Below are 14,784 nucleotides of genomic sequence, written 5' to 3' on the forward strand. Positions count from 1 at the left end.
TCAACTAGTCCTTATTTGACTCAGTTTTATTATTATAAAAATTAATTAATCTTTTGTTTATACTTCATTTACTTGCCAATCACCACTTTTACGTTGAAGGGATACAAGATGATGGTATAAATGCTCATTTGCCATCAATTGTTCATGTTTACCTTTTTCTTCTATTATTCCTTCTTTAAGCACTACAATTTGATCACAGTGTTCAATCGTTTTAAGACGATGTGCAATTACCATGACGGTTTTATCTTTAATTAATTCACTTATAGCATTTTGAATCAATATTTCATTTTCAGGATCGAGTGATGCAGTCGCTTCATCCAACAACACGATTGGTGCTTGTTTCAAGAAAGCTCTCGCAATCGATAAACGTTGACGCTCACCTCCAGATAGAGTTTGTCCATTCTCTCCAATTACGGTTTCAAATCCATCTGGTAAACGTGTAATAAAGTCCGTACAATTTGCCATTGCGGCAGCTTGATAAACTTCCTCATCCGTTGCATTACTATTACCAACCTTTATGTTATTAAATACTGTATCGTTAAAAAGGATGACATCTTGGAATACAATGGAATAGTAAGATAATAATTTTTCTGGATGAATTTCATTAATATTATGACCATCAATTAAAATTTCTCCACTATGGGTATCCCAAAAGCGTGCTGACAATTTAGCCAATGTACTCTTACCACAACCAGATGGACCGACTAAAGCCGTGATTTCACCTTGCTTTGCAGTAAAAGAAACGCCATGGATAACTTCTTTATCGTTATAACCAAAAGCAACATTTCGGAACTCGATATCAAATTTTGTTAATTCAACATTTGAAGAACCACCTTGTTCTTCAATCTCAAAAATATTTTTAATGCGCCTTGCACTAACAAGTGAATAAATAAATTCACCAATTTTGTATAACGAATTCGTTAAGGGGTCATAAATACGTACTGCTACAAAGATAAATAGTATAAATCCAAGTACCGTCAACTGTTGTTGTACTAATAGATAAGTTCCAAGTAGAACAACGATACCTAAACCAACTCTTAAAATGTTATAAGAGATAGAGATAAAGATCCCTACTAGAACTTCATATAGGACTGCCCATGGAATTACAGATTTAATTGTATGTGTTAATTTTTGAATATATTGTTCTTTTTGACTGGAAGATTTAATCACTTTGATATTCTCAAAGAACTCTTGCAAACTTTCAGAAATATTTAGTTTGAGTTGTCTATTTTTCTTATTAGTTGGTGTTGTAACAAATTTCGAAAGTATAATAAAAAGTAAAGAAACAGGCATACATAGGAAGAGTGCTAAAGCCATCTGCCAATTATAAAATGCCAATATCACTGTAATAAAACCACTAGATAGAATACCAGACACTAAGTTTGCAAAATCACTTGTTAACTGTTTCTCTATAACAGAAACATCATCCATCAATGTACTTGTAAAATCACTTAAATCTTTTTCTCCTAAATATGATAGTGGCAATTTACGAAACTTCTCGGCCATTCTCAATCGCATTTTCGCTGATTCTGTCCCAGAATTAATATACATTTGTTGGTACGTTACTAAATAAATAACAAAGATTATGGCTAATAGGATAATACAAGCAATTAAATAGCCCCAAAGTAGAATGGGTTCTTCTTGTGACTCTTGAATGTGTTTAATCATATCCTCAGCCAACATGACTAATAAAATAACGGGCAACACAACTGAGATTTGATGTAATGTTGTTAAGAACGTCGTTTTATATAAGTCTTTCTTACCTTGTTGAGTTAATGAAAATAATTGCTGAATATTCATCCTGTCACTCCTATCTTCCAGCTCACACTTTCTTGATAATTTCGATACATCTTGGCATAGACGCCATCTAGTGCAATCAGCTCATCATGTTTTCCTCTTTCGACAAGAGATCCAGCATCCATTACTAATATTTGATCCGCATGAGTTATTGTGGATAGTCGATGCGCAATCATTAATACCGTCTTACCTTTCATTACTGAATTTAATGCTTTTTGTATTTTGTATTCATTTTCTGCATCACTAAAAGCGGTAGCTTCATCTAATAGTACAATTGGAGCATCTTTTAATATTGCACGAGCAATTGCAATACGTTGAATTTCTCCTCCTGAAAGGTATACACCTTTCGTTCCAAATACTGTCTCTAAACCTTGAGGCATTTTGTTTATAATTTCACGACACTGTGCTTGGTCTACTGCACGTTCTACCTCTTCAATACTTGCATCAGGTCGATAAAATCTAATGTTTTCAAGCAAACTCATCTTAAATAATTTTGTTTCTTGAAATACATAACTAATATTTGACATTAAATCATCATATTCTAAATCACGTACATCAATACCTCCAATGGTTACGTTGCCTTCGTCAATATCATAAAATCGTGTAATCAAATTAAATATCGTCGATTTCCCACTTCCAGAGGGTCCAACTATAGCTGTGACAGAGTTTGAAGGGCTTTTAAATGTTAATTCATGAATGGCTTGATTAGTCATACCTTCATAAGTAAATGTTACATTTTCAAATTTTACGTCGTAGTTTTCGTCTATTCTTAAGCTATTACGTGTAGGTAGAGGTTGTGCGCTATAAATAGTTGATTCTAAATTATCCATTGCATTAAAAATAATCATTGCTTTATACGAACTTTCCATAATTCGCATTAACATAAATGCAACTAAAGGTGTGAAAATCGCAAAGAATATATAACTTAATAACATATCAACTTGATTATATTTATAATTAAAGAAGATAATTGCAGCTGGAATTAAGAATGCAAATATTCCATAAACACAAACGATATAACCACTCATCGCATTTCTCATTGAAAGTGCGTATTTTATAGTAAAATCTCGATAATTCTCTATAGCCTTGTTAAAGACTTTAAATGAAAATACTGTTTGTCCAAAAACTTTTACAACAGAAATACCTCGAACATATTCCACAACATCATTACCCATACTAGTAGATGCTGCTTGATATTGTTCCAGGAATTTTTCACTTTCTCCACCCATCATAAAGCGTAGCAACATAAATCCAATGATGACCGGTATGAGACAAACAAGTGATAATCTCCAATCAAAAATAAAAATAAGTACTAAAAACGCTATAGGTGTCGTAAGTGCTTGTGCCATATCAGGCACTTGATGGGCTATGTAATGTTCAACTTCTTCTGTATTTTTTTCTACAAGTTTTCTCAATTTACCAGTTTGATGCTTTTGAAAATATCCTAACGGTAATGATTTCATGTGATAAATGAGTTGAATTCTATATTTCGCTACTGTGTTAAAAGCAACTATATGTGACAATAAAAGTGCAAGACCATATAAACCAAAAGCTATCGACACATATAATACTGCATTCCAACCATACTGCGTCATATTGTCAAAAACTGGCTCAGTTAATCCATTTTTTGCAGTCAACATTTCCTTCACTACATAATAAACATTCAAATAAGCGCCAAGACTCACTACACTTGAAATGATAGATATTGCGATAGAAGCATAAAACAGATAAACATAATTCCCCATGATTTTTGTAAGTTTAGTTAGATTTTTATTCTTCATAGTCTCAGTATGTAACTTAGTTAATAAATTACACATCCTCCTTTCCTGTTAATAGGTATACCGTTTATTCCGGCTGTTCGTACTAGCACAGCCATATCTTAATATCGATTACTAACAAATAAATTAATCAAAAGTGTAATCATTACGATTTAAAAATTAAATAATTCACCTCTTTTTATATAACATTTCATTACTACAATGAATATATTTATCTTTTTAATGTTATTATTAAATTTTTATAGAAACTTACAATAATATAATAACCTAGTTGATAATCATTATCAATGACATTATGTAAAGATTTTACAGTAGGATAAGACTTTCTATCCACAAAAAACAGAAATCTCTTATCGAGACTTCTGTCATTTATATTAACTATTCAACTTCACTTAGTGTGCACGAAGACTGCGAGATATCGTGCATTCCCAAACAAAAACCAGTAGCATTCCACGTATGGGATGCTACTGGTTTTCTTATTTATTAAGCTTTTACTTAAGTTGTACCTCTATAGACAATATCTATAGGTAACTTAGTATGGATTTTATTTTTTGTTTGTTTATTATTAATCAGATCCAATAACGTCTTTGCTGCTGTTCGACCCATTAATTTTTTATTTTGGTTTACTGTTGTAATATTAGGATAACTGTATTTAGATATTGAAACATTATCGAATCCGACAATTTTAACTTCATCAGGAATTTTAAAGTTATTATCTTTCAAAGCATAAAGTGCTCCTAACGCCAACCAATCATTAATTGCAAATATACCATCAAACTTTATATTTTTTTCAATCAACTTGTTTATAGCATCTTTAGCATAATTAAAATGTGTCTTTTTCAAACTAATAATTAATTCTTCATTTAGATGATTACTTGATTCCTCTATAGCCTTTCGATATCCTTCAAATCTATCTAGATTCGTAGAAGTGTCTTTTTCACTTTTTAAAATGACAATATTTTTACAACCTTTTTCAATAAGTAAACTAGTAGCTTGATAACCACCATCTAAGTTGTCTGATTCAATAATTGCTACCTCATTATTTTCTTTAGGCTTTCTATCTATACAAACCACTGGGATATTTCTTCTTACCGAGGTATGCAAAGTATCATCATAACCAGAAATATAAATTAAACCATCTACACCTTTAGAATCTAAACTAGCTAAATAATCTAATTCTTTTTCTTTTTCACCATTTGAGTTACAAATAAATACTGTATAATTTTCTTCTTCAAAAAAATATTCCTCAATTTCAGAAACTATAGATGCAAAAAACTCATTTTTTATGTCCGGAACGATTACACCAATAGTATTCGTCTGTTTCATTCTCAAACTTTTAGCTACTAAATTCGTTTTATAATTATTATTTTTAATTACTTCTAATACTTTTTTTTCTGTTTCTTTAGAGAATCTACCATTTTGGTTTATAACTCTTGAAACAGTTGCCACGGATACACCGCTTATTTCAGCAATTTCTTTAATGGAAAGGTTTTTCTTATCCAAATTAATTACTCCTCAATTATAAAACTTTTGTATAAGGACTTATATTTTACTTACTTTATAAAGTATATCATTTGTGGAAACGTCCTTATTATCATGCTTCGTTAATTCTAATTTATAATTATCTTTGTTTGTTAACAATATAGGGGTTGAAATATCATAATCTTTACCAATTTGATCTATGTCAAATTTAGCTAATAATTGACCTTTCTTTACTCTTTGTCCCTGTTCTACAAAAGTTTCAAAATACTTTCCATTTAATTCTACTGTATTAATTCCAATATGTGCAAGTATTTCTGCACCGTTATCCAACGTTAGACCATAGGCATGTTTCGTTGGAAATAGCGTTGTCAATTGTCCATCAGCTGGAGCATATATTTCTCCTTTTTCAGGTATGATTGCTATGCCTTCTCCTAACATTCCCTCTGAAAAAACACCATCTTGAATATCTTTCAGTTCTTTTATTTTTCCATTTATCGGACTACATACATCTACAGTTTTGATGGTATTCTCTGATTTTTCATTACTAATATTTTGTGTTTTACTAGTATCTAATTCTTGCTCTTTAAACCCTAACATATAAGTTGCGATAGCACCTACAACGAAACAAATAGCTAAACCAATAACATAGTGAACGAAAGTAGTACCAACAAATGCTGGTAGAGTTGTTAATCCACCAAATACAAATGCATAAGATTTTACGCCCATTCCTCCAATGTATGCGCCACCTACTGCACCACCTATTAATGCACCAATAAATGGTCTTTTCAATTTCATTCCAACACCGTAAATTGCTGGCTCTGTGATACCTGCGAAGAAGATTGAAAGTAAAGCTGATAAACTAAATGATTTCATTTTTTTATTCTTGGATTTTAAAAGTACAGCAAATGCAGCACCTGCGATACCGAAATTAGCGGCACCTGTTAATGGAACAATTTTATCAAATCCCATTGCGCTAATGTTACTTATCATGATTGGATTAACTGCCCATTGTAAACCAAATACAACAAATACATTCCAAATTCCACCAACAATTAATCCAGTAATCCAACCATTAGATTCACTTAGCCAATTAATTAAATTAGCAATTCCTTCTCCAACATACACGCCAAATGGACCAAATAGTCCAACTGTAATAGGAACAATTATAACCAGAGAAATTAGTGGTACAAATATAATTTGGACACTTTTCCAAATATGTTTTTCTAAAAACTTTTCTAAATATGAATATACCCATATAGCTAAAATAGCTGGAATAACAGTAGATGAGTAATTCATTAAAATAATAGGGATTCCCATAAATGAAGTCATCTTCCCGTTACCACTATCACCTAATAAATTGATAAGCTCTGGATGAATTAATGCTGCACCAATAACTGCTGCAATATAAGGATTCACTTTAAATCTTTGCGCAGATGTAAACGCTAACAAAATTGGTAAAAAATAAAAGACAGACATTGAAGCAGCAGTTAAAATAACATACGTACCAGATTTATTGTCTATCCAACCCAATTGTTCTATCAAAAGTAGTATACCTCTTAATATACCAGCACCTGCTAACGCTGGTAATAATGGGGTAAATATACTTGAAATTGTATTAAAAAACCTTGCTACTAAATTACCTTTTTCTTTTTCTGGAGATTCTTCTTTACTCTCATCTAAATTAGAATTATTAATTAATTCATTATATACTTTTGGAACCTCTGTCCCAATAATAACTTGATATTGACCACTTTTACTAAATGCTTGAATAATATCATCTGATTCATTTAAAGCATTTTCATTAACAATTGTTTCATCGCGTAATCTAAAGCGTAATCTAGTTGCACAATGTGTTACAGATGATATATTACTTTCTCCACCTATTTGTTCCAATACAAAATCAGCAATTTCTTTATAATTCATAACATCACCTTCATCTTTAATTTAATTATTACGATCAGACAAAGAAATGTAACAATGTCTAATCATAATAATGCTTCTATTTAGCATAGATAATCACTTTCAATATCTCTAATTGAGTCTATTCTGTTTTGATGTCGTCCACCTTCAAATTCAGCATCTAGCCACTCTTTAACAATCATTTTTGCTAACTCACTTCCAATGACTCGTGAGCCAAATGCTAAGATGTTCGTGTTGTTATGTTCTTTAGACAATTTAGCAGTATAAGGTTCACTGCATACTACAGCCCTTATGCCACTCACTTTATTAGCAGCTATAGAAATCCCTACACCTGTACCACAAATCAATATACCTAAATCCGCCTTTTTCTCGATTACATTAGTTGCAACTTGCTTCCCATAATCAGGATAATTAGTTCTTTCTGAACTATTTGTTCCAATATCAATGACTTCATGACCTAATTCTTCTAAATATGTTTTAATTGTTGGCTTTAATTCAAATCCAACATGATCATTTCCGATAGCAATTTTCATAATTAATTAGCAACCTTTCTTAATTTGTTAATAATCTCGTTATAGGATTCATCTTTCCCAAATAAAGTTGAAGTACCCAAAACAAATCCCTTAACACCTTTTTTATTTAATTCATTTACTTTTTGTGGCGATATTGCACCATCAACAAATACTTCATAATTAAATTTTTTTGAATAATCTTCAGATGTTAAAACATCAATTTTTTCATTTACAAAATCTAAATATTTTTGTCCTGAGAATCCTGGATTAACAGTCATTACCATTACTTTATCCACAATATTTAAAAGTGGTTCAATTGTACTAATAGATGTATCTGGATTTATTGCGATACCAGCTTCAATATTATTATTTTTTATTTTTTCAATCGTTCTAGCTGGATGCATATCTGTTTCAGGATGAAAATAAATAATATCCACATTCTCTTTGACAAATAAATCAATGTATTCTCCCGGATTTTTTATCATTAAATGCACATCAACTATCTTATGAGTCAATTTTCTTATAATATTTAAATCTTGTAGTCCCATGCCAAAATTAGGAACGAATTGACCATCCATGAAATCAATGTGAAATCCATCTACATTAGCATCTTCTAAATCTTTAACTTCTTTTTCTAAATTTTTAAAATCGGCACACATCATAGATGGAAATAATGCTAATTTCAAAATAACCCCTCCTTGTGAGTAAACGATTACTCAAATGATATTTTTTAATAGTTGAGTAATCGTTTACTCAACTATTAAAAGTTAAATAAATACTATCACACTTATTTTTTTATTGCAACATAATCTGATTATATTAAATAGAATAGGAATGTATTTTCTCCTAAAACACCAAAACCAGTAGCATTCCACATATGGGATGCTACTGGTTTATTCTTACAATCTCCAACCTTCTGATTGTGTCTTGATTTGGATGAAGTTCTGATAAGTGCCTGATTGATTCACGAGTGTTTCGTGATCCCCTTTTTGTATGATTTCTCCTTCGTTTAATACGATGATTTCATTGGCATTTTTAATTGTTCCTATTTTATGTGCGATTGTGATAACTGTTTTACCTTTGCTTAATTCATCAATTGCACTTTGTATAAGATGTTCGTTCTCTGGATCAATACTCGCAGTTGCTTCATCTAGTATGATGATTGGTGCGTCTTTTAATATTGCCCTTGCAATAGATATACGTTGTTTTTCTCCACCAGATAAATTATTCCCTTTCTCATTGACCATTGTTTGATAGCCATCCGGTAGTGACATGATGAAGTCATGACAGCATGCTTGTTTCGCAGCTGCGATAACTTCTTCTTTAGTTGCATCTGGCTTACCGTATAAAATGTTATTTTCTATTGTATCATTAAATAAGTAGACTTTTTGAAACACGGCACTAATATGAGACATCAGTGTACTTAGTGTCATATCTCGAATATCGATACCGCCTATTCGAATCGTACCTTCGTCTACATCGTAAAATCTTAACAACAAATTACAGAGGGTAGACTTACCGCTTCCTGACGGTCCAATGATTGCTGTAGATGTTTGCGACCCTACTTTAAAGCTCACATCATTAATCACTTGGTGATCTCCGTACGAGAAGCTGACATGATCAAATTCAATATCAAAGTTATCGATTTCGATATCTCTTCCTGTTTCATCTAATATAGGTGCATTCTTAATTTCTTCAATATCATTTAACGTCATATCAATCATTTCTAACACGTGTGCTGCACTGATTACATTCTCCACACTTTCAAATATTACAAATGAAAAGATTGAAATCATAATGAGTGTTGGTAAATCAATGCTTTGATTAATATATAATAAGCATGCGATTAATACTATGACGATAGAAACAATCTTTAAGCTCAACAAATGTAATAAATTAAACGGTATGTATTGTAATTCAATTTTTGTATTCACGCGTTTACTTTCATCTACTGCTTTGTTAAAACTTTGTAGACTTGTATTTTCCTTTGAGAATGATTTAATAACTTGAATACCTCGAACGACTTCTAGCACTTTTTCAACAAGTTGATTTTGAGCATGATGATAATGAGGTGCGTTTTGGTGGCTTTTCTTTTCTAATAAATGAATACAAAGTAAAGATAGAACTACGCCAATAAGTGCTAATAGTGACACTTCCCAAGATACAACTAAAAGCGACAAAATTAATACAGTAATTAATATATAGCCGTTTACGACAATATCGATCATCTTCATGGCATAATTTTCTAAGAACGTTAAATCTGTTGTAACAACCGTTGCGAGTTCGTTTGTTTGATGGTCTTCAAAATACCCTAGTCTTACATTCTTAAGTTTATCACCAATATTTAAACGTTCTTTCGCGCTCATTTCATAGGCGATACTTTCTTGAAGTCTATTCTTTAAATAAGCTGTCACAAATCTTGCTAATACTAATAAAATCATGATGCCTAACACGCTCATAATTTCATACATTTCAATTTGTTTATGAGATAGCACACGGTTAAACACTTGGGCAGCTAAGAAGATTGGTAAGGCGATAAAAATAGAATTAATAAATGACATTACAAATCCTAAAATCATTCTTGATCTATAAGGTGTCGCCCACTTTAAAATCTTAAATGTAATCTGAAACATGTTAATCCTCCTTTATATTTGAATGCATTACAAATTAAGAAGAGACCCCCCAATCTTTCGCACCGATGTGCATATCCCACATTTGTTTATAGTGACCGTTCATATCCAATAATCTTGCATGGTCACCTTTTTCAAGAATTTGTTGATGACCTAACACAATAATTTGATTTGCTTGTTTAATGGTAGATAATCGATGGGCAATCACAATGAGCGTCTTATTTTGAGTTAAAGCATTTAATGCAGCTTGAATTTTTTGTTCATTATCTGGGTCAACATAAGCTGTCGCTTCATCTAATACAATAATCGGTGCATCTTTCAAGATCATTCTCGCTATTGTGACACGTTGTTTTTCACCGCCCGATAATTTATCACCAACTGAACCTACATTCGTATCATAGCCCTCTGGCAATTTCGTAATAAATTCATGGCATTGCGCTAATTTAGCCGCTTCTTCAACCGCTTCATCCGATGCTTCCGGATTACCTAATTTAATATTTTCTTTAAACGTAAGATTTAATAAGAAGTTATCTTGCCCTACAAAACCAACTAATTCGTTCAGTTTCTTAGGTTCAATATCTTTAATATTTACACCACCGATATCAATTTCTCCGGACGTTACATCCCAGAATCTTGATAATAATTTCGCAATCGTAGACTTACCACTACCAGATGCACCAACAATTGCTGTAAAAGTCTTCTCCGGAATATCAAACGACAAATGATTAAATACTAAGTTATCTTTATCATTTGAATAAGAGAACCCAACATCATTAAATGTGATTTGATGATTTTTAGGTTCTTTAAATGCTTTCGAGATTTCAAGTTCTTCTAAATTCAATACTTGGCGTACTTCAGTAATCGCATATTGGATTGATTTTAATTGATTAACATAATTCGTAAAGTTCTTGATTGGTGCGACAACACCTAAAGACAGTACTAAGCAAATAAAAAATTCTGCATAGTTCAACTGGTCAATTGAAATTAAATACATACCTAGTGGTAGCACACCTAGAAAAGTCGATGGAAGAATACTAGTTCCTAAGTTCATATAGCCCCATGTACTTTTAAACCAATTTAAAGTATGTGTCTTATATGCACTAACAGCATCTTTATATTTTTTATAAGAGTTTTGAGATTGATTAAATGTTTTTATGACTTCTATACCTTCAATGTATTCAACAATTGAGCTGTTCATGTAATTATTCGATGCCATTTGTTCTTCGTAAGTCTCATTATATCCAGACATTATTTTTTTGAAAGCAAAAAATGCGATCGGCACCGTAATCAACATGGCACAAGCCATACGCCAATCGATAATAACGATATAAACAAATATAGAAATAGACAGTAATAAATTACCTACTACTTCTGGAATAATATGCGCTAACGGTAATTCAATCGTTTCTACTTTATCGACAAATAGACTTTTAAGTTCACCAATTTTTTTAGATTCTACTACACCTAAAGGTAAACGCATTAATTTATGTGCCAATTGCTTTCTAATATTAGATAAAATATCATAAGCTGTCACATGCGATAACATCGTCGAACTTCCGAAACAAATAACCTGTATCACATAAGCACCTACTGCGATACTTATATAATAAATAACTTGATTCATCTCTGTATTTCCATCAATCATTAATAGTATGATTTTATATACCGTCCAATAAGGCACTAATCCTGAAAACACACTAATAATAGACAATACAACAGATAAGACAATCTTCCATTTAGCATCTTGTCCAAATATGAGTAATGATTTTATCCAATGTTCATCGGTGTTCATACTTTACTGACTCCTCTCATTGATGCGATTTATACATCGAAGTAATGATTTAATTGATCGATGCCTTGATGATTCAATGCGAACTGATTAATAAGACGGCCATCTCCAAAATGTAAGACATATGTACAAATCTCTAATATCAATGATTTATCATGTGTAATGATAAAGATTTGCTTTCCTTTGTCATGGATGTCATTAATCATTTTCGCGACTTTTTTCATATGATATAAATCAAGCCCTGAAGTAGGTTCATCAAATATAATGATTTCCTTACCACTCAATATTGCCGTAGCAATGGCCATTCTTTGTTTTTCGCCACCAGAAAGTGACAATGGATGTTCATGTTTTTTATCTAACAAATTCATACTTTCTAACATGTCATCAACTTGTGTTTCCGTTACTTGAACATTTAATAGCTGTAATTCTTGTTCCAAGCTTTCCGTAAATAATTGTGTGTTTACATCTTGGAAAACCATATAGCTCTGCTTTAATAATTGTTTCTGTTTAAGTCGCTTCTCGTCATACGTCACATGACCTTTAAAATCCTTCAGCAAACCACATAAACATTTAGCAAAGATTGATTTACCGCTTCCGTTATCGCCAATAATCGCGACTACTTCACCTTTTGGTATGACTATTTCATTCACATCTAATTGTTTCTCTTTACTAAATTTGTCATACGTATAAGTAAAGTTATGCATTTCCATGACATGATCACCAAACTGTGGCTCATGTTGTAATCGATCCTCTTGTCCGTATCGAATACCCATGCTTTCAAGTTCATCACGATCTAGTGATTTAAATGCATCTATTGGATAACGTGCATGTAACGAGCCGTCTTCCATATAAAAGACACGATCTGCCTCATCCATAATATAGTCCAAACGATGTTCAATCAGTACGACCGTTTTACCACGTTCTTTCAAATAACAAATCATTTCTTTTAATTTCTTAATGCTATACATATCTAAATTTGAAGATGGCTCATCTAATACGACAACATCTGGATTAGTAATAAGCACTGTCGCACATGCAATGATTTGTTTTTCGCCACCTGATAACTCAAATATATTGCGATCCAATAAGTGCTCAATCTTAAACTGGTTCATAACTGTTTTTATCTTTTCAATAATGACCGTTTGATCAATACCTTGATTTTCCAAATTAAATGCAAGCTCACTTGTCGTATCAACGTTATAAAATTGTGTCTTCGGATTTTGAAATACACTACCTACCATTTGTGATAATTGATACATCTCAATTTCCGATATATTGCGTCCATCCAAGTAAACATGTCCACTGATGTCTCCATGTTGAACTTTAGGTATTAAGCCATTTATCAATTTAGCAATGGTAGACTTCCCGCTACCTGATTTACCACAGAACACGACTAATTCACCTTGTTTAATTTGAAGTGAGACATTTTGAATAGCTGGTTCTTCTGAAGAAGCATAGTTGAACGTTACATTATCAAATTTAATCATTAAACAACTTCTCCTTAAAATAAATAATCCATAATATCACCATGACAATGAGTAACAATATATCAAGTAGTTTAAATTTCACGACGCATACATTCGTCCGTTTAAAGGGAGAATCAATCCCTCTAGTCATCGCTGTAAAAGAAAGATCATTCCCTATTTGAACAACAGATATAATAAGCGGAATCATTCTATATTCAATCATTTTAAAAAAATGATTCGAAAAGTTTATACCTCGCATTTTCATAGCATAATTAATATTTCGATATTCCTCAGCAATCGTCGGGAAAAATCTAAAAATCACAGATATTGGAATGATGATATTTCTAGGTAATTTCATTTTTTCCATAGCTGCTATAAATTCACTTACTTTTGTAGAGAATAACGTGTAATAGCCAACGATAAACCCAGGAAACATATTCATAAAGATTCCAACAAATGCGAGCAGAATAAATTTAATCATGCCTTCTGCATAAGGGATAACCCAATATTGAATGCCTATCAGCACCAAAAAAGTAACTGCACATTTAATAAACAAACTGATCTTATGAATAGATAATAATAATGCAAGTGAAAATAACGTTAAACATACTCTTAAAATACTTTGTGAACTACCACTTGATATTAAAATCGTACTTATCGTAATCGTTAAAGCGATCTTAGTTCTAGGGTCTAACTTTGCGACAATGTTCCTATGATCTTTTAAAGAACCAACAACCGTCTTCACACAAGTCCCGCCTTTTTAAAATGTTTACTAAACATTTTCTTGCCTAACCAAGCACCAATAAGACCACCAATCACTGTTAAAATAAACATCACAGGTAATGTCCATAAAGGTGTAATAGATTCTAATACATCAACGTAATCTTGACCGTAAGACTTCCCGATCTCTTTAAAGTATTGATCTCTTGCAATAAACATTCTTACGACAAATCCCATCATCCATAACGAGAAAATAGCATAGCCCCAAGCAATAGATTTCCACTCTTTATATCCACCAGATTTCATAATGAAGTCACCAATCAAACCAAAGATAATGCCAAACGGAATCATAATTAAGCCACTGCCCATCACTGTAAAAGCAATACCTAAAATCGTTCCAGACAATGTCACCATGCCAAATTTATCTGTCTTCATAACATATAAAATAAACGGAATACCGCATACAATCGCACAAATGAATCCTACAAACGGTATTAAAAATGGTATGTAACCAATCATAAACGTAACAAAGAACACTACTAAATATATCGCTGTAAAAATACCTACTGTAATTAAATCTTTAACTGATAATTTATTCATAATCTAACTCCCCGTCTGTTAAAATTTTGAATCTATAAGCATAATCATTACGATTTAAAAAATAAATAATTCACCTCTTTTTATATAACA

11 protein-coding genes are annotated in these 14,784 nt (G+C 31.8%); all 11 read right to left on the reverse strand.

The genetic code is table 11. The features are described from left to right. Positions 1 to 57: 57 nt before the first annotated feature. Positions 58 to 1,800 (reverse strand): ABC transporter ATP-binding protein, encoded by a 1,743-nt coding sequence (locus LQ622_RS09560; RefSeq protein WP_239762838.1) that lies wholly within the window; start codon positions 1,798 to 1,800, stop codon positions 58 to 60. Beyond that, positions 1,797 to 3,614: an ABC transporter ATP-binding protein gene (locus LQ622_RS09565; RefSeq protein WP_345773282.1), complete on the reverse strand. Its 1,818-nt coding sequence runs from the start codon at positions 3,612 to 3,614 to the stop codon at positions 1,797 to 1,799. Before LQ622_RS09565 ends, LQ622_RS09560 begins: the two co-directional genes overlap by 4 nt. A 456-nt stretch (positions 3,615 to 4,070) precedes the next feature. Then, positions 4,071 to 5,078, reverse strand: a complete 1,008-nt coding sequence (locus LQ622_RS09570) for a LacI family DNA-binding transcriptional regulator (RefSeq protein ID WP_239762834.1) — start codon at positions 5,076 to 5,078, stop codon at positions 4,071 to 4,073. 39 nt (positions 5,079 to 5,117) lie between these two features. After that, entirely contained in the window at positions 5,118 to 6,980 is a 1,863-nt protein-coding gene (locus tag LQ622_RS09575; RefSeq protein ID WP_239762831.1) for a beta-glucoside-specific PTS transporter subunit IIABC, read from the reverse strand. A gap of 80 nt (positions 6,981 to 7,060) precedes the next feature. Next, positions 7,061 to 7,510, reverse strand: a complete 450-nt coding sequence (gene rpiB, locus LQ622_RS09580) for a ribose 5-phosphate isomerase B (protein WP_239762828.1) — start codon at positions 7,508 to 7,510, stop codon at positions 7,061 to 7,063. 2 nt (positions 7,511 to 7,512) lie between these two features. Further along, complete coding sequence (locus LQ622_RS09585) at positions 7,513 to 8,178, reverse strand: ribulose-phosphate 3-epimerase (protein WP_239762921.1); 666 nt, start codon at positions 8,176 to 8,178, stop codon at positions 7,513 to 7,515. 210 nt (positions 8,179 to 8,388) lie between these two features. Beyond that, positions 8,389 to 10,122, reverse strand: coding sequence for an ABC transporter ATP-binding protein (locus LQ622_RS09590; RefSeq protein ID WP_239762826.1), 1,734 nt, complete (start codon positions 10,120 to 10,122; stop codon positions 8,389 to 8,391). A gap of 34 nt (positions 10,123 to 10,156) precedes the next feature. Then, positions 10,157 to 11,911, reverse strand: coding sequence for an ABC transporter ATP-binding protein (locus LQ622_RS09595; RefSeq protein WP_239762824.1), 1,755 nt, complete (start codon positions 11,909 to 11,911; stop codon positions 10,157 to 10,159). A 29-nt stretch (positions 11,912 to 11,940) separates the two neighbouring features. Then, positions 11,941 to 13,395 carry an ABC transporter ATP-binding protein gene (locus tag LQ622_RS09600; protein WP_239775013.1) on the reverse strand — a complete coding sequence of 485 codons (1,455 nt, stop codon included), beginning with the start codon at positions 13,393 to 13,395 and terminating at the stop codon, positions 11,941 to 11,943. Continuing rightward, positions 13,388 to 14,119, reverse strand: coding sequence for an energy-coupling factor transporter transmembrane component T (locus tag LQ622_RS09605; RefSeq protein WP_239762813.1), 732 nt, complete (start codon positions 14,117 to 14,119; stop codon positions 13,388 to 13,390). The genes LQ622_RS09600 and LQ622_RS09605 overlap by 8 nt, the downstream gene beginning before the upstream one ends. Further along, positions 14,116 to 14,694, reverse strand: coding sequence for an MptD family putative ECF transporter S component (locus tag LQ622_RS09610; protein ID WP_204253152.1), 579 nt, complete (start codon positions 14,692 to 14,694; stop codon positions 14,116 to 14,118). The genes LQ622_RS09605 and LQ622_RS09610 overlap by 4 nt, the downstream gene beginning before the upstream one ends. Between the last annotated feature and the right edge of the window lie 90 nt (positions 14,695 to 14,784).

The organism is Mammaliicoccus sp. N-M50, from assembly GCF_022386995.1.
Classification (GTDB): Bacteria; Bacillota; Bacilli; order Staphylococcales; family Staphylococcaceae; genus Mammaliicoccus; species Mammaliicoccus sciuri_A.